Annotated in this window: 15 protein-coding genes and 1 pseudogene; 12 read left to right on the top strand and 4 right to left on the bottom strand. The window is 61.7% G+C overall.

Translation table 11 applies throughout. The features are described 5' to 3' along the window. Nucleotides 1–4: 4 nt before the first annotated feature. On the bottom strand, nucleotides 5–583 hold the full coding sequence (locus IVB36_RS32570; RefSeq protein ID WP_026233656.1) for a TetR/AcrR family transcriptional regulator: 579 nt from the start codon (nucleotides 581–583) through the stop codon (nucleotides 5–7). Nucleotides 584–669: 86 nt separating this feature from the next. Between IVB36_RS32570 and IVB36_RS32565 the strand changes: the two genes are divergently transcribed. From IVB36_RS32565 to IVB36_RS32545, 5 genes and pseudogenes are all read left to right on the top strand, one after another. Continuing rightward, a complete protein-coding gene (locus IVB36_RS32565) occupies nucleotides 670–1,752 on the top strand; it encodes an efflux RND transporter periplasmic adaptor subunit (protein WP_247394360.1) in 1,083 nt (360 codons plus the stop codon). Nucleotides 1,753–1,791: 39 nt separating this feature from the next. Continuing rightward, entirely contained in the window at nucleotides 1,792–2,247 is a 456-nt protein-coding gene (locus IVB36_RS32560; RefSeq protein ID WP_018458764.1) for a nuclear transport factor 2 family protein, read from the top strand. A gap of 70 nt (nucleotides 2,248–2,317) precedes the next feature. Next, a pseudogene (locus IVB36_RS32555) lies at nucleotides 2,318–2,695 on the top strand (efflux RND transporter permease subunit); the annotation flags it as partial. Between the two features lie 430 nt (nucleotides 2,696–3,125). Further along, nucleotides 3,126–4,325: an ABC transporter substrate-binding protein gene (locus tag IVB36_RS32550; protein ID WP_247394358.1), complete on the top strand. Its 1,200-nt coding sequence runs from the start codon at nucleotides 3,126–3,128 to the stop codon at nucleotides 4,323–4,325. 57 nt (nucleotides 4,326–4,382) lie between these two features. Beyond that, complete coding sequence (locus tag IVB36_RS32545; RefSeq protein ID WP_018458767.1) at nucleotides 4,383–6,185, top strand: AMP-binding protein; 1,803 nt, start codon at nucleotides 4,383–4,385, stop codon at nucleotides 6,183–6,185. 26 nt (nucleotides 6,186–6,211) lie between these two features. Here IVB36_RS32545 and IVB36_RS32540 read toward each other — a convergent pair whose 3' ends face one another. Next, nucleotides 6,212–6,724 carry a helix-turn-helix domain-containing protein gene (locus tag IVB36_RS32540; protein ID WP_018458768.1) on the bottom strand — a complete coding sequence of 171 codons (513 nt, stop codon included), beginning with the start codon at nucleotides 6,722–6,724 and terminating at the stop codon, nucleotides 6,212–6,214. Nucleotides 6,725–6,962: 238 nt separating this feature from the next. Here IVB36_RS32540 and IVB36_RS32535 point away from each other — a divergent pair, with 238 nt between their 5' ends. Next, nucleotides 6,963–7,595 (top strand): 2-hydroxychromene-2-carboxylate isomerase, encoded by a 633-nt coding sequence (locus tag IVB36_RS32535; RefSeq protein WP_018458769.1) that lies wholly within the window; start codon nucleotides 6,963–6,965, stop codon nucleotides 7,593–7,595. A gap of 98 nt (nucleotides 7,596–7,693) precedes the next feature. Further along, complete coding sequence (locus IVB36_RS32530) at nucleotides 7,694–8,893, top strand: CaiB/BaiF CoA-transferase family protein (protein ID WP_018458770.1); 1,200 nt, start codon at nucleotides 7,694–7,696, stop codon at nucleotides 8,891–8,893. 33 nt (nucleotides 8,894–8,926) lie between these two features. On the opposite strand, the gene IVB36_RS32525 is transcribed toward IVB36_RS32530, so the two are convergent. Then, nucleotides 8,927–9,604 carry a glutathione S-transferase family protein gene (locus tag IVB36_RS32525; protein WP_026233657.1) on the bottom strand — a complete coding sequence of 226 codons (678 nt, stop codon included), beginning with the start codon at nucleotides 9,602–9,604 and terminating at the stop codon, nucleotides 8,927–8,929. 1 nt (nucleotide 9,605) lies between these two features. Further along, nucleotides 9,606–10,349, bottom strand: a complete 744-nt coding sequence (locus tag IVB36_RS32520) for an SDR family NAD(P)-dependent oxidoreductase (RefSeq protein ID WP_026233658.1) — start codon at nucleotides 10,347–10,349, stop codon at nucleotides 9,606–9,608. Nucleotides 10,350–10,578: 229 nt separating this feature from the next. Between IVB36_RS32520 and IVB36_RS32515 the strand changes: the two genes are divergently transcribed. Genes IVB36_RS32515 through IVB36_RS32495 form a run of 5 tightly spaced genes read left to right on the top strand, consistent with a single transcriptional unit; the run spans nucleotide 10,579 to nucleotide 15,123 of the window. After that, a complete protein-coding gene (locus IVB36_RS32515; protein WP_157643067.1) occupies nucleotides 10,579–10,824 on the top strand; it encodes a hypothetical protein in 246 nt (81 codons plus the stop codon). A gap of 14 nt (nucleotides 10,825–10,838) precedes the next feature. Further along, complete coding sequence (locus IVB36_RS32510) at nucleotides 10,839–11,576, top strand: SDR family oxidoreductase (RefSeq protein WP_018458774.1); 738 nt, start codon at nucleotides 10,839–10,841, stop codon at nucleotides 11,574–11,576. Nucleotides 11,577–11,585: 9 nt separating this feature from the next. Further along, nucleotides 11,586–12,767, top strand: a complete 1,182-nt coding sequence (locus IVB36_RS32505; RefSeq protein ID WP_018458775.1) for an acyl-CoA dehydrogenase family protein — start codon at nucleotides 11,586–11,588, stop codon at nucleotides 12,765–12,767. A 23-nt stretch (nucleotides 12,768–12,790) separates the two neighbouring features. Next, on the top strand, nucleotides 12,791–13,921 hold the full coding sequence (locus IVB36_RS32500) for an acyl-CoA dehydrogenase family protein (protein ID WP_018458776.1): 1,131 nt from the start codon (nucleotides 12,791–12,793) through the stop codon (nucleotides 13,919–13,921). 14 nt (nucleotides 13,922–13,935) lie between these two features. Next, entirely contained in the window at nucleotides 13,936–15,123 is a 1,188-nt protein-coding gene (locus IVB36_RS32495) for an acetyl-CoA C-acyltransferase (protein ID WP_018458777.1), read from the top strand. Nucleotides 15,124–15,139: the final 16 nt, after the last annotated feature.

Below are 15,139 nucleotides of genomic sequence, written 5' to 3'. Positions count from 1 at the left end.
ATCTTCAAGCGGCGACAGTGTCGCGAATCTGTCGCGACGCCGTTTCCAGAAAGGCCTGAGCGAGATCGGGATCGTTGACGACGCGTGAGAGTGTCAACGCTCCGACCATCGTCGAAAGAATGGCCATGGCTTTGCTCCTGGATTCCTCGTCGCTCGTTTCGGCAATCAGGCGGCTGAGGATTTCGATATGCGCTTTGATCCCGCCTTCGAACGACGCTTTCACCTCGCTGCTCTGTCTGGCCACATCCGAGCCGAGCGCCACGATCGGGCAACCGTCCATCTTTTCGTCGCGATGATCCGTGCTGAGATAGAACCCCATCACCGCCCCGAGGGGATCCTCAGGGGCCGCGGCGATGGCGGTCGACCATCGCAGCGTGGCGCTCTCCAGCGCGCGCGTCGACGCCTGCGCGGCCAGGTCCTCCTTTGACTCAAACTGCTTGTAGAATGCGCCTTGGGTCAGCCCGGCAGCTTCCATCAGGTCCTTGAGGCCGATGCCGTCAAATCCCCGCGACCGAAACAGGCGGCTTGCGACATTGATGACGTTTTGCCGGTTTTCCTCAGCCTGAATGCGACTCACTCGCATCATTGGTCTCCCCATTTTAGATTGCGTTCGACATCTATTATCCGGTATAGAGCTCGAACGCAATCTATCTGGCATGAGGCCACGTTATGAAAAAGCGACAGATGATCGTGCTGGGGAGCGCCCTGATCGCGGGATGCGCGGTGGCCGCATTCGTTACGCTTCGCGCGCCGGCGGCCTCGGCCGTGAGCGATCCGAGGCAAGAAGCCCCGATCGTCAGGATCGCGGCCGCGGGCGCGGGTGACCGGATCGGGGCGCGGGTGCAGAGCAGCCTCGGTTTTCGCGTTCCCGGCAAGATCGTGGAGCGGCTTGTGAATACCGGTGAGCAGGTCAAAGCCGGTCAGCCGCTGATGCGGATCGACGAAACCGACCTTCGTCTTGCGGTCACGGCGAAGCGCAACGCCGTTGCTGCCGCGCGCGCGTCCGTCGTGCAGACCGAAGCGGACGAACCGCGATACGCCAAGTTGGTGAGCAACGGCTGGGCTTCCCGACAGCGCTACGAGCAAGCCAAGGCCGCGCTGGATACGGCCGAGGCGCAGCTTGCGAGCGCTGAAGCCGATGCACGGGTTGCCGAGAACGAGGCGACGTACTCGATCCTGGTCGCGGACGCGGACGGAACGGTGGTCGAAACGCTTGGCGAGCCCGGGCAGGTCGTTTCGGCCGGCCAGACGGTTGTTCGGATTGCCAAGGCCGGTCCTCGCGAGGCGGTGGTCGCGCTCCCTGAAACGATCCGGCCGGCAATCGACTCCGTGGCCGAGGCCAGCGTGTACGGAGCAGCCGAAGGGTGGCGCTATACGGCGCGTTTGCGGCAATTGTCCGACGCCGCCGATGCCCAGACCCGAACCTATGAAGCCCGGTATGTCCTGGACGGTGAAGCCGCGGCCGCACCACTTGGCGCGACGGTGACCATTCGGCTACCGAGCCAAACGAGCGAGCCGCAAGTTCAGGTGCCGCTCCGAGCAGTGCTCGATGATGGCCGCAAGACCGGAGTTTGGATCCTCGACAGCGCCACCTCAACCGTACGCTTTCGGCCGATCAAGCTTGTTCGGGTGACCGACGAAACCGCCGTGATCTCCGGCTTGAATTCTGGTGATCCAATTGTTTCGCTCGGCGCTCACCTCCTGCAGGAGGGCGCTCGTGTCAGGACCGCCGCTGAAAGCCGGAGCAACTGAAGAGTCTCAATCGTTCCGCCCCAGCCGCTGGAGAAGCACATGTACAGCTACATCGTCGAGCAGGAAATCCGAAAGACCTTCGACCATGTCAACAACCATCGCTGGGATGAAGCGGTGAAGGCGGTCGCGCCGCACATCCATCACCGTGTTTCCGGCCATCACGCGTTGGGCGGGGAGCGCCACGACAAAGCGGCCCTGCGCCGCTGGTTCGAGCGGCTCGGACGCGTCCTGCCCACGCTCCATATCAGGGTCAACAACGTCTGGGTGAAGGGCTGGCCCTGGAACACCACCGTGTTTGTCGAATGGGACGGCACCGCAACGCTGCTCGATGGCGACGGCTCGTACGTCAACCGCGGTCTCCACGTGTTCACCCTGCGGTGGGGCAGAGTCCATGCCCTCGAGGAATTTCAAGATTCACAGGAAGCCGCGCGCGGGCTTGCCGCCCAAGCGGCAGCTGGCCTCAAGGAAGCTGCCGCCCAGCCAATTGTAAGTTAGCAGATGAACCTTAATCTTTCCGCGATCGCCGTTCGCGAACGGGCCGTTACCCTGTCTTCATCATCCTGCGTTCGGGTTCAACGCCATTCTTGGCCTGATCGGACTGGCAGGCATCCTGATGCGCAATACCCTGATCCTGACCGAACAGATCAAGGAGAATCGTGCTGCCGGCCTCGATGACTATCACGCCGTCATCGAAGCCACCGTGCAACGCACCAGGCCGGTGATCCTGACCGCACTTGCCGCCGTGCTGGCCTTCATTCCTCTGACGCATTCCGTGTTCTGGGGATCGACGGCTTATACGCTGATTGGCGGCACGGCAGTTGGCAAGGTCCTGATCCTGCTGTTCCTTCCTGCGCTTTATGTGGCCTGGTTTCGCATCAAGCCAGCCCCCTATGAGCGTTCGGCGAAGGATGCAGAATTGCGAACAGCAATCGCCGCCGAGTAGGGCTCGGCGAAATCTATCCCTGCTGCGCCGTGGGTGCCTGGCTAGATAAGCCAGGCACTGCGTGGTCTCGCGGCGGCCTTATAGTTCAAAAAAAGAATGTGTGCAGCAGCATGGAAATGCGCCAGCGATCCTGTCCTAGAACAGCCGAAAACGCGGCCTTATACGCAGGATTTAGACCAAGTTATTTCCAAGTACGAGGACGGGGCCTGTCGTCCAAGTCACGGCACGTGAGCATCTAATCGCTTGACGAGTTCAAAAAAAGAACTGTAGGCTGCGCACGAGATGGCCGAACGCAACGGCCGCGACGTGCCGGATTTGCGGCTGGACCTGTTCTGCGCGATGCCTCTTCGCAAAGGGCGCGACGAGCCGCCACCGGCGCAACAAAACAAAGCCGCACACTCGAGAAGGGGTGCAAGTTTGGGAGGACGCAATGCTGGTGAGATGGAAGATCGTCGCGGCTCTGGCTCTATTCCTGAGTGGTCCCGCATTCGCCGCCGACGAGCCGGGAATCTCTGCTACCGAAATCAAGATTGGCGGGGTTTTTCCCTTCAGCGGACCGGCATCATCGATCGGTCTCGTGGGCAAGGGGCTCATGGCCTACGTTCAGGCGTTGAACGACCGCGGCGGCGTCAAAGGACGCAAGATCAACTACATCGCCTATGACGACGGATATAGTCCTCCCAAAGCGGTGGAGCACGTCCGCAAGCTGGTCGAAAGCGACGTAGTGTCGTTCATGTTCGGCCAGCTCGGCACGCCCGGCATCTCGGCCACTGCAAAATACCTGAGGGCCAAAGGGGTACCGAGTGTCGCCATCGTCAGCGGCTCGTCCAAGTTCACGGACGTCGCCAATTACCCGCTGATCACCACGGGTCTTGTCAGCTACGACACCGAAGGAAAAATCTACGCCAAATACCTGACGAGAACGCTACCGAACGCCAAGTATGCCATCCTCTATCAGAACGACGATCTTGGCAAAGATTACGTCGCTGCCTTCAAGGCGTTTCTCGGCAAGGATTTCGACCGCAAGGTCGTCAGTGCTTCCTACGAGGTCACTGAACCGACGATTGACTCACAGATTACCAATCTGAAGAGCTCGGGTGCCGAGGCCTTGGTGATCGCCGGGACGCCGAAGTTTGCGGCGCAGGCCATCCGGCAAGCTTCGGTGATTGGCTGGAAGGCGACCGTAATCATCAATTTCCCGTCCGGATCGGTCGGAGGCACGCTCGCACCGGCCGGCCTCGACAAATCGGTCGGCGTGATGGTCGGGACCACCAACAAGGACGTCCTGGACGAGACATGGAAAGACGACCGGGGTATGCAGGCCTACCGGGCGTTTTTCGAAAAGTATCTGATGGGCGCCGATATCACCAACGGCAGCTATCTGACCGGTTATCAGCAAGGCGTCCTGCTCGAGCGGATCCTCAAGCAATGCGGTGATGATCTGTCGCGGAAGAATATTCTGGCGCAGGCGAAGAACCTGAAAGACGTCGTCGTTCCGACTGTGCTGCCCGGGATCAAGGTCAACACGAGCGAGACCGAGAACATGATCTGGACGCAGATGCGGCTGCAGCGCTGGACCGGCACGACGTGGCAAGCGTTCGGAGACGTCTTGGACGCCAGGTCGGAGTGACGCTTGGCGCAGCCCGCCCGTTCTATCCATCCGCGGTAATTCAGGAGATCGTTTTCGATGTCGGCGAAGCCATTGACGTTTGCGCCACGGGAGCTCTCTGTCGAGCGCCGCACCGACGGCACGCTCATATTGAGGTCGCCGCTCGAATTGGGGCCATGCGACTGGCGCGTCACCGATTTTCTGCCGCGCTGGGCAAACGCGGCTCCGGACAGAATATTCCTCGCGCAACGCAATCCCAAAGGGGGATGGGACGAGATCACCTATAGCGAGGCATGGTCGCAGGTGCAGGCGGTCGGCCAGAGCTTGATCGACATGGGCGCAAAGCCGGCTGACAGGCTGGCAGTGCTTTCGGGCAACTCCATCGAGAACGCGGTGATCTCCTTTGCGGCGATGTCGATAGGTGTCATTCTGGCGCCTATATCGCCGAACTACACGCTGATGCCCGGCGGCCTTGCGCGCCTCAAGGACATCGCGCAGGTGCTGCGTCCGAACTTCGTTTTCGTTCAGAGTGGACGCGACTTTTCCGCGGCCCGTTCCATTCCCGAATTGGCAGACTCGACCTGGATCAGCGTCGATGGCGCGCCGGAGACGACGCCCTTCCGGGTCCTGACGGATCGAACGGACCGTGAAGGATTCACGCGTGCGTCGGGTGCAATTCCCAGCGACGCCGTTGCAAAAATTCTCTTCACCTCCGGTTCGACCGGCCTGCCAAAGGGCGTGCTGAACACGCATCGCATGATGGCGAGCTCGCTGCAAATGGGGAGCCTGCTGGTGTCGCCTCCGGAGGCGCCGGTTCAGGTCGAATGGCTGCCGTGGCACCATACGATGGGCAGCAACGTCATTCTTCACGGCATTCTCAGGAACGGCGGGACGCTCTACATCGATGACGGTCGGCCGCTGCCTCAGCTCTTTCACAAATCGGTGGCGAACCTCAAGGAGATCTCGCCGACGGCGATGTTCAACGTTCCCGCCGGCTATAACCTGTTGTGCGATGCCATCGAGAACGACTTCGCCCTCGGCGCCAGCATCTGCAAACGGCTGGATCGATTGAGCTACGCGGGGGCTGCCATTTCGCAAGGAACGCTCGAAAAACTCTATCGGCTGACTTCATCGGTCACGGGCCGGCGGATTCCGGTGATGTCGGGGTACGGGACGACCGAAACGGCGCCGACAATCAGCACGACGCATTGGGCAACGGATCGGCCGGGCGAGATTGGCCTTCCCGCGCCGGGCGTGCAGCTGAAACTGATCCCTGTTTCCGACACGTACGAGGCCAGGGTCAAGGGCCCCAACGTCACCCCCGGTTATCTCGGCAGAGCCGATCTGACGGAGAAGGCTTTCGACGAGGAGGGGTTCTACCGCATCGGCGACACCGTGTCGTTTATCGATCCCGAGAAGCCGGAGTTCGGTCTGCGTTTCACCGGCAGAATTTCGGAGAACTTCAAGCTCGCGAACGGCACCTGGGTTGCGATCGGCAATATGCGTGCCGCCATCCTGGCCGCAACGCGCGGCGTCCTACTGGACATTGTCGTTGCCGGAGAAAACCGTGATGCCTGCGCGCTGCTATGCTGGCTGAATCCAACCGAGGCGGCGCGGATTTCGAACGCGCCGGCTGCGGATTTGACCTGCGACCCCAAGGTGCTCGAATTCCTGAGACATCGTTTGCAGGAATACAATGAGGCCGTCGGAAGCAGCGAAAAAATCTGCACGTTCACCCTGCTGAAGGATCCGCCCTCATTGGCCGCGGGAGAAATCACCGACAAGGCCTATGTCAATCAACGTGCTGTGCTCAAGCACCGGGCTGAACAAGCGGACCGTCTCCACTGCAACGAACCCGACGCAGCCGTGATTCGAGTCTGATTCAGTGCCTGACGCCGGTGGCCGGCTCAAGCGGCGCTGCGGCGCGCCTTTGCCTTCGGCTTGTCAGGTGCGGCTGTCGTCAGCGGGCTTTGGGCGCCGGGGCCTGGATGGGTATGAACCTCTTTGGCCGAGAGCGGCTCGCCGCATTCAGAGCACACCATGACCGGGTCGAAGTCCTTTCCGCACTTGCGGTGCTGGTGCAGCAGCGGCCGGCCGCGCTCGTCGACCATGTGAGTGTCGCCCCAATGCACGAGCGCCATCATGATCGGATAAAGATCGAGACCCTTCTGGGTCAGGATATATTCGTGCCGCTTTGGCGCCTCCTGGTAGGGAATGCGGCGCAGAATGCCCTGCCGGACCAGCTTCTTCAGCCGTTCGGCGAGGAGATGACGTGTAATTCCGAGCGCCGACTGGAATCCTTCGAAGCGCCGCGTGCGCAAAAAACATTCGCGCAGGATCAGAAGGGTCCAGCGGTCACCGATCACGCCGATGGTCCGGGCCATCGAACACGGCTCTTCCTCCAGTTCTTTCCACTTCATCCGTATTCTCCAGTCATCCCAGCGAGACCCGCTCGAATCGCTGCCGAGGCCGCCATGTTTGCCTTGCATTCTAGATAGGTACTGAATTCCAAACAATACCCGATGAAACGGTCAAACCAGCATAAATCTAGCCGAATTTGACAGTTCGTTTTTAGAACTGTAGAAGTGAGAACAGGCAAGCCATGCGATTGGATCGCCGGTCCCTGACCATCCAATACGCTCTGCGGGAGAAGCGGTCATGACCCTCAAGGTTGAATTCCAGTTCGATTTCGGCAGCCCAAACGCGTATCTGGCGGAGGTCGCCATCCCCGGGATCGAGCGGCGGACCGGGGTAAAATTCGAGTACGTCCCGGTCCTGCTCGGCGGGATCTACAAGGCGACCGGCAACATGTCCCCGTTCGACTCGCTTCGCGGGATCAAGAACAAGCCGGAATACCAGGCGCTCGAGACCCAGCGGTTTATCCGCCGCCACAACATCACGAAATTTCGTCAGAATACCTTCTTTCCAGTCAACACTTTGATGCTGATGCGCGGCGCCGTCGCGGCCCAGTTCGAAGGCGTATTCGAACCCTATTTCCGCGCCGCCTATCATCACATGTGGGAGGAGCCCAAGAAGATGGATGATCCCGAAGTGTTCCGGACCGCATTTGCCTCCTCGGGGATCGACATCGACAGGCTGGTTACGCGCGCGCAGCAGGATGACGTCAAAAAGAAGCTGATTGACCTGACCAATGACGCGGTCGCCCGCGGTGCCTTCGGCTCGCCGACATTCTTCGTCGGTAAGGAGATGTTTTTCGGCAAGGATCAACTCCGGGACGTCGAGGAATCGATCGTCGAACAGACCCGGCAGCCCGTTTCCAAGACCGGCTAGTTACCGACTTGCGGTCCGTGCGGGTTGAGGCGAAGGGCTGACGGTAAGCCGGAGTTTATCCTCAGCCCGTCGGCAGGAAAACAATCCAGGAGAGTGAAATGGCTGGTCCGCTTAGCGGCGTTCGTGTCCTCGATCTGACCGGCGTGGTGTCGGGCCCGTTTGCGACCATGTTTCTGGCGGACCAGGGCGCCGACGTGCTCAAGATCGAGCCGATCGGTGGCGATATCACCCGTCGCAGCCGGGCCACCATCGACAAGGACGGCGAGTTCTCCGCGCTGTTCATCTCGTCCAACCGCGGCAAGCGTTCGCTCTCGATCGACGTCAAGAGCCCCGCCGGGCACGAGGTGCTGGCCAAGCTGGTCGCGCAGGCCGATGTTCTGGTGCAGAACTTCCGGCCCGGCACCATGGAGCGCCTCGGCCTCGGCGTCGAAGAACTGCGCCAGCGTCATCCGCGCTTGATCTATGTCTCGATCAGCGGCGTCGGCGACACCGGGCCCTATGTGAAGAAGCGCGTCTACGATCCAATCATTCAGGGCCTGTCGGGCTTTGCCGATATCCAGTCGCAGCCGGTCACCAATCGCCCGCAGATGATCCGCACCATCGTGTGCGACAAGACCACCGCCGTGTTCACCGCGCAGGCGGTGGCGGCGGCGCTCTACGCGCGTGAGAAGACGGGGCAGGGGGATCATATCCAGGTCGCGATGCTGGACGCGATGATTTCCTACCTCTGGCCGGAAGGCATGATGCAGTACACGGTGGTCGGAGCCGAGGCCGCTGCCGCCGATCCCAACGACCGCCCGGATCTCGTGTTCAAGACCAGCGATGGTTACATCACGGCCGGCACCATCTCAGATTCCGAATGGCAGGGCTTCTGCCGCGCGTCCGGCGATCCCGAGCTCGCCAACGATGCCCGGTTTGCGACCCCGTCCGCGCGTTCGGTGAACGCCACGGCGCGCATCAACAAGATGGCGGAGTATATCGGCCGGCACACGACCGCCGAATGGCTGGAGCGGTTGGACGCTGCGGATGTCCCTTGCGCGCCGATCCTGCGGCGCGGCGAGATCATCCACAATGAGCAGGTCGTGGCGCGAGGAATCATCGCGGAGTTCGACCAACCGAAGGTCGGTCGTGTGCGCCAGCCCAAACCCGCGGCCCGCTTCGAGGTCAACCAGGCTGCCATCGGCGGACCGGCCCCGCGCGTCGGGGAGCACTCGCGCGAGGTGCTGCGCGAACTGGGCTACGATGATGGCGCGATCGACGATATGGTCGCTGCACGGACGCTACGCGTGGCCATGTAGGTCGAAGCGCTTCGCGCGTCCGGCGAACGGTTCTCAGGCCTTGGCAGGCGTCGGTTTAATTGGTGCGCGCGGAGCATTCGCGGCAACCGCTCGCTGGTAAGCCTCCCGGCTTCGCATGCGCTCGAGATAGGGCCGCGCATTGTCGCAGATGCCTACCCCGTAGGCGACCGCCCAGTCCAGGCACGTCGTCAGCAGGATGTCGGCGCTGCTGAATCGCTCGCCCATGATAAAATGTCGGCCGTCGGCCAGCGCGACCTCGACATGGCGCAGCTGCGCCCGAAAGTATTCTGCGGCTTGAGCTACGACCTCCGTCGCGACGCCGTAAATTGGGCCGAGCGCATCGGCGCTGTGACGGCGCATCACATACAGGCTAGTCGAGTCGAGCTCGGTGACGATAAAGAAGCACCATTCCAGCCACGCGGCATAGTCGCGGGTGGATTCAGGGATCAATGCACGCTCCGGCGTTGAGTACATCCGCGACAGATAAGCGACGATCGCGGCGCTCTCGCCGATGCGGAAATCACCGTCCTGCAGCAGCGGAATCTTCTGGCGCGGATTGAGCCTGGTATATTCGGCGGTCTTGGTCTCGCCGGTCCGTGGGCCGATCGGTTTGATCTCGTAGGCCAGCCCCAGCTCGTGCATCGCCCAGTGCGGCCGAACGGTGCGGCTTGTCCCGACGCCCCACAAAGTGAGGTCTGGATTGTCGCTCATGTCACCATTTCTCTACGGCGGGGCGAAGATCGAGTTCATGGGTCCAGCCGTCGCGGCTTTGCTGATGGGCAAACCAATACGCTTCGGCAATTGAGGAGGTCTTGGTCAGGCTGTCGGGCGGGATCTCACTGGCCTCGATCCCCCTGGCCGCTTTCATGCGCTGATGAATAGCCTCGCTATCGACGCCAGCGTCGATGATGAGATGGACGACGTGAATGTTCTTGGGCCCGAGCTCGCGCGCCATCGCCTGGGCCAGCGCGCGAAGGCCGAATTTTGCCGACGAGAACGCGACAAATCCCTTGCTGCCCCGGATGCTTGCGGTCGCACCGGTAAAAAGAATGGTGCCGCATCGGCGCGGCAGCATGACGCGCGCGGCTTCGCGTCCGACCAGGAAGCCGGCGTAACAGGCCAGCTCCCAGGCCTTGAAGAAGAGCTTTTCGGTAGTCTCCAGCAGGGGCTTGTTGACGTTCGAACCGGCATTGAACAGGCAGATCTCGATCGGACCGATGTCGCGCTCGACGCCCGCGAATAGCTTCTGGACTTCTGCTTCCTGACGGGCGTCGACGCTGAAGGCGTGGATGTTGTGGCCTTTCGCCCTGAGCTCGTCGACAAGCGCCTGAGATTTGGTCGGATCGCGTCTGCAGATGCAAATAGTGTAGCCGCCGCTGGCAAACCGCCGCGCAACGGCAGCGCCGATGGCATCACCCGCGCCGACCAGCATCGCGACCCCGCGACTTTCTCCCATGCTGCCTCTCCCATAAGTTCTTATTTGATACGCTATGGGTATCGGTTGGAAGTCCGGTTGTAAACGGTGTTCTCAAGAGCGCTGGAACAGGGCAGTAAGCTTGCCGTTTTCTGATCCGATCGTGACAACAAAATAGCGATTGACGAGTTCTAAAAAAGAACGCATGTTTCGCTTCGAGGCGCAATGCTGAAAAAGGCGCCGATGTTTTTCAGTCGGGAGGCGGTTAGTCGTGGCGAAGCTGTCGCAAGCACTCGGTCTCGATCAAACCGCTTTTCGGTTTGCTGGCCGCATCGACCAATCGACAGATCGCCATCTTGCCAAAGCGGTGGACCAGATCGGGCCGATCGAGGACTGCGCCACGACCATGGTAGCCTCGATCGGCGCGATGGCGAATCCCGATCGTTCTGGTCTCGCTCAAAAAATGTGGTCCACCAGGGCCGATAGAACTGCTTCGCACACAGCGCGCCTAACCTAACTGGGAGAAGTTCCTTGAAAAAGAGAAATGCAACCGTCGCCGTGATCGGCGCGGGCGATTTCATCGGCGGCGAGATCGCCAAGAAATTTGCCTCCGAGGGCTTTACTGTCTTCGCGGGTCGCCGCAACGGCGACAAGCTGGCGCCGCTGGTCAAGGAGATCGAGGCTGCCGGCGGCGAGATCCACGCACGTTCGCTCGACGCGCGCAAGGAGGAGGAGATCGTCTCCTTTCTGAGCGACGCCGACAAGCACGCACCATTGGATGTCTGCATCTTCAATATCGGTGCCAACGTCAACTTCCCGATCCTCGAGACGACCGAGCGCGTGTTCCGCAAGGTCTGGGAGATGGCCTGCTACTCCGGCTTCCTCGCCGGGCGCGAGGCGGCCCGGCTGATGCTGCCGCGCGGCCAGGGCAACATCTTCTTCACCGGTGCGACCGCTTCATTGCGCGGTGGCAGCGGCTATGCCGCCTTTGCCAGCGCCAAATTCGGACTGCGCGCTGTGGCGCAGGCAATGGCGCGCGAACTCGGCCCGAAGAATATCCACGTCGCGCACCTCGTTATCGATTCCGGCGTCGACACCGAATGGGTCCGCCAGCGGCGCCTGGAAGCGCTCGGGCCTAATGCGCTCGACGATCCGGATCTGCTGATGCCGCCGGCCTCGGTCGCGGCGTCCTATTGGCAGCTGTATCAGCAGCCGAAGAGCGCCTGGACCTTTGAGCTGGAAATCCGCCCCTTCGGTGAGAAGTGGTAGGAAGCGCAGATGGAACTCGCACTGTCTCCCGAAGATGCGGCCTTCCGTGATGAGGTGCGCGCTTTCATCGCCGAAAACTATCCGAAGGAAATGCGGGTCCCTAATCCGGAGACCGACCTGACCAAAGAGCAATCGTTGCTCTGGCACCAAATTCTCTACGAGAAGGGCTGGATCGCGCCGCTTTGGCCCAAGGAATTTGGCGGCCCCGGCTGGTCGATCACCCGGCGTTTCATCTTCGAGCAGGAGACCAGCCGGGCCGGGACGCTGCCGCCGTTGGCGTTCAGCGTCACCATGGTTGGTCCGGTCATTTACACCTTCGGCAATGATGCCCAGAAGCAGAAGTTCTTGCCGCGGATACTGTCGGGTGAAGACTGGTGGTGCCAAGGCTATTCCGAGCCGGGCTCAGGCTCAGACCTCGCCACCGTCCGGACCAAGGCTGTGCGCGACGGCGACCATTACATCGTCAACGGTCACAAGACCTGGACAACGTTGGCGCAGCACGCCGACTGGATCTTCTGCCTGGTGCGTACTGATTCGAGCGCCAAGCCTCAGGCGGGCATCTCGTTCCTCCTGATCGACATGAAGTCGCCAGGCGTGACCGTGCGTCCGATCATCACGATCGACGGTTCGCACGAGGTCAATGACGTCTTCCTCGAGGATGTCCGCGTTCCCGTCGAGAACCTGATCGGCGAGGAGAACAAGGGCTGGACCTACGCAAAATTCCTGCTGGGCAACGAGCGCACCAGCATGGCCGGGATCGGCCGGTCGACGCGCTACCTCGACCGGTTGAAGAAGATCGTGAAAGCGGAGATCGCAGCGGACGATCCGGCGCATCTCGAATTTCGCAAGGAGATCGGCCGGCTCGAGCTCGATGTGCTCGCGCTCGAGGCCACCGAGCTGCGGGTCGTTGCCCAGATGGCGCGCGGCATCGATCCGGGGCCCGCGGCCTCGCTGTTCAAGATCCGCGGCACCGAGATCTTCCAGGGCATTACCGAGCTCACACATCGTGCCATCGGCAACTATGGCCTGGCGCTTCGCGAGCAACCGTCGGGCGCAAACCAGTTCATGCCGGGTGCCGATTACGGCCACACAGCGTCGGAGAAATACCTGAACGCGCGCAAGCTCAGCATCTACGGTGGATCAAACGAGATCCAGCGCAACATCATCGCCAAAGCGGTGCTCGGTCTCTAGCAACAGCGCAACAAGAGGATCGGATGGATATCCAGTTCACGGAAGAGCAGGAACTGTTGCGCTCCAGCGTACAGCGTATGCTACGCGACCAATACAGCTTCGAGGCGCGCCGCAAGATCGTGGCCAGCGAAGAGGGCTGGAGCCGCAAGCAGTGGGGCGCTTTTGCGGAGCTCGGCCTGCTCGCCGCGCCATTCTCCGAGGAGAGCGGCGGACTTGGTGGCGGCCCGCTCTCTACTATGATCGTTGCCCAGGAGTTCGGCCGCCACCTTGTCGTGGAGCCGTACGTGGAGACGGTCGTGCTGGTCGGCGGCTTGATCGAGCAGGCAGGGACGAAAGAGCAGAAGCAGGCCTTCATTCCCGATATCATCGCCGGACACAAGATCTGGGCGCTGGCCTGGACCGAAAAAAACTCGCGCTTCGATCTCGCCAATGTCGCGGCCACGGCGCGGCGAGAGGGAAAGGACTACACGCTTAGTGGTGAGAAGACCGCCGTCATAGCGGCGCCTTGGGCCGATTATCTCATCGTCTCCGCCCGGACTGCCGGCAAGCGCGACGATTGTGGCGGCGTCAGCCTGTTCGTCGTCGACGCCCGGGCGGCGAATCTCGAATTGCGGAGCTTCAAGACCATCGACGGCCGCCGTGCCGCGGAGATCACTTTCCGCGATGTGCGCGGCGAGTTGCTCGGCAGCGAGGGCGAAGGCGTCGCCCTGCTGGAAGGCTGCCGCGACAGGGCCATCGGCGCGCTCTGCGCCGAGGCGGTCGGCGCGATGGCCGAACTGAACTCTGCGACGCTGGAATACGCCAAGGCCCGAAAGCAGTTCGGCGTCACCATCGGCAGCTTCCAGGTGTTGCAGCACCGGATGGTCGACATGTTCATCGCGCATCAGGAGGCGCTTTCCCTGATGCAGCATCTCAGTCTCAGCCTCGGTGCCGGCGAAAGTGGCATCTCGCGCCTCGCCTCCGGCGCCAAGTCGAGGGTCGGCTATGCCGGCAAGTTCATCGCCGACCAGGCGGTGCAGCTCCACGGCGGCATGGGCATGACCGACGAATTGAACGTCGGTCACTACTTTAAGCGAATCTCCTCGATCAATATCCAGTTCGGCGATCCCGCTCACCACTTGCTGCGTTATGTGCAGCTCGACGCGGCAGCGTAACCAAAGAGGCAGCCATGACGACAGAGGCAGTTATCGTTTCCACCGCCCGCACCGGCGTCGGCAAGGCCTATCGCGGTGCGCTGAACAACACCGAGGGGCCGACCATGGCTGGCCATGTGATGGCCGAAGCGGTGAGGCGCGCGGGCGTTGAGCCGGACGAGGTCGAAGACGTGGTGATGGGTTGCGCGATGCAGCAGGGCACCATGGTGATGAACGTCGCACGCAAGGGGGCGGTTCGTGCCGGCCTGCCGGTCACCGTCGCCGGCACCACGATCGATCGGCAGTGCGCCTCCGGCCTGCAGGCGATCGCGGTCGCGGCCCGCTCGATCATGCTGGATGGCGTCGAGATCGCGATCGGAGGCGGCATCGAATCGATCAGCCTGGTGCAGAACGACCACATGAACAGGTTCCACGCCGTCGACGACGAGCTGATGGCGATGAAGCCCGAGATGTACATGTCGATGCTCGACACTGCCGAGATTGTCGCCGAGCGCTACAAGATCGGTCGCGACCGGCAGGACGAATACAGCCTCGAATGTCAGCGCCGCATTGGTGCCGCGATGCAGGCCGGTCGCTTCAATGACGAGATCGTCCCGATCACAACGACGATGGCCGTCGTCAACAAGGACACCAGGGAGGTCTCCTATCAGCAGGTGACGCTGTCGAAGGACGAAGGGCCGCGCCCCGAGACCACGGCGGAAGGATTGGCGAAGATCAAGCCGGTATTCGAAGGCAAGACCATCACGGCCGGCAATGCCAGCCAGCTCTCCGACGGAGCATCGGCCTGCGTGCTCATGAGCGACAAGACCGCCACCAAGAAGGGCCTTAAGCCGCTCGGCATCTTCCGCGGCTTCGTCGCCGCCGGAGTCGAGCCGGACGAAATGGGCATCGGTCCGGTCGCGGCGATCCCGCGCCTTCTCAAGCGCCACGGCCTGAGGATCGATGACATCGATCTTTGGGAGCTGAACGAAGCCTATGCTGTCCAGGTGATCTACTGCCGCGACAAGCTCGGCATCGATCCGGACAAGCTGAACGTCAATGGCGGCTCGATCGCGATCGGCCATCCCTACGGCATGACGGGCAGCCGGCTTGCGGGCCATATCCTGATCGAGGGGCGGCGGCGCAAGGCGAAGTACGGCGTGGTGACCATGTGCATCGGCGGCGGCATGGGCGCGGCCGGCCTATTTGAACTCGTCAACTGATCGGAAAGCGGAGAAA

Source organism: Bradyrhizobium sp. 35 (assembly GCF_023073215.1).
In the GTDB taxonomy this organism is placed as follows: domain Bacteria; phylum Pseudomonadota; class Alphaproteobacteria; order Rhizobiales; family Xanthobacteraceae; genus Bradyrhizobium; species Bradyrhizobium canariense_D.
The sequence above is the reverse complement of the archived record's forward strand: the minus strand, read 5'-3'. Positions and strand labels throughout refer to the sequence as shown.

What these genes read in the sequence shown, in the direction of transcription:
- IVB36_RS32570 (WP_026233656.1), bottom strand. Translation starts at nt 583, where the DNA reads ATGCGAGTGAGTCGCATTCAGGCTGAGGAAAACCGGCAAAACGTCATC.
- IVB36_RS32565 (WP_247394360.1), top strand. Translation starts at nt 670, where the DNA reads ATGAAAAAGCGACAGATGATCGTGCTGGGGAGCGCCCTGATCGCGGGA.
- IVB36_RS32560 (WP_018458764.1), top strand. Translation starts at nt 1,792, where the DNA reads ATGTACAGCTACATCGTCGAGCAGGAAATCCGAAAGACCTTCGACCAT.
- IVB36_RS32550 (WP_247394358.1), top strand. Translation starts at nt 3,126, where the DNA reads ATGCTGGTGAGATGGAAGATCGTCGCGGCTCTGGCTCTATTCCTGAGT.
- IVB36_RS32545 (WP_018458767.1), top strand. Translation starts at nt 4,383, where the DNA reads ATGTCGGCGAAGCCATTGACGTTTGCGCCACGGGAGCTCTCTGTCGAG.
- IVB36_RS32540 (WP_018458768.1), bottom strand. Translation starts at nt 6,724, where the DNA reads ATGAAGTGGAAAGAACTGGAGGAAGAGCCGTGTTCGATGGCCCGGACC.
- IVB36_RS32535 (WP_018458769.1), top strand. Translation starts at nt 6,963, where the DNA reads ATGACCCTCAAGGTTGAATTCCAGTTCGATTTCGGCAGCCCAAACGCG.
- IVB36_RS32530 (WP_018458770.1), top strand. Translation starts at nt 7,694, where the DNA reads ATGGCTGGTCCGCTTAGCGGCGTTCGTGTCCTCGATCTGACCGGCGTG.
- IVB36_RS32525 (WP_026233657.1), bottom strand. Translation starts at nt 9,604, where the DNA reads ATGAGCGACAATCCAGACCTCACTTTGTGGGGCGTCGGGACAAGCCGC.
- IVB36_RS32520 (WP_026233658.1), bottom strand. Translation starts at nt 10,349, where the DNA reads ATGGGAGAAAGTCGCGGGGTCGCGATGCTGGTCGGCGCGGGTGATGCC.
- IVB36_RS32505 (WP_018458775.1), top strand. Translation starts at nt 11,586, where the DNA reads ATGGAACTCGCACTGTCTCCCGAAGATGCGGCCTTCCGTGATGAGGTG.
- IVB36_RS32500 (WP_018458776.1), top strand. Translation starts at nt 12,791, where the DNA reads ATGGATATCCAGTTCACGGAAGAGCAGGAACTGTTGCGCTCCAGCGTA.
- IVB36_RS32495 (WP_018458777.1), top strand. Translation starts at nt 13,936, where the DNA reads ATGACGACAGAGGCAGTTATCGTTTCCACCGCCCGCACCGGCGTCGGC.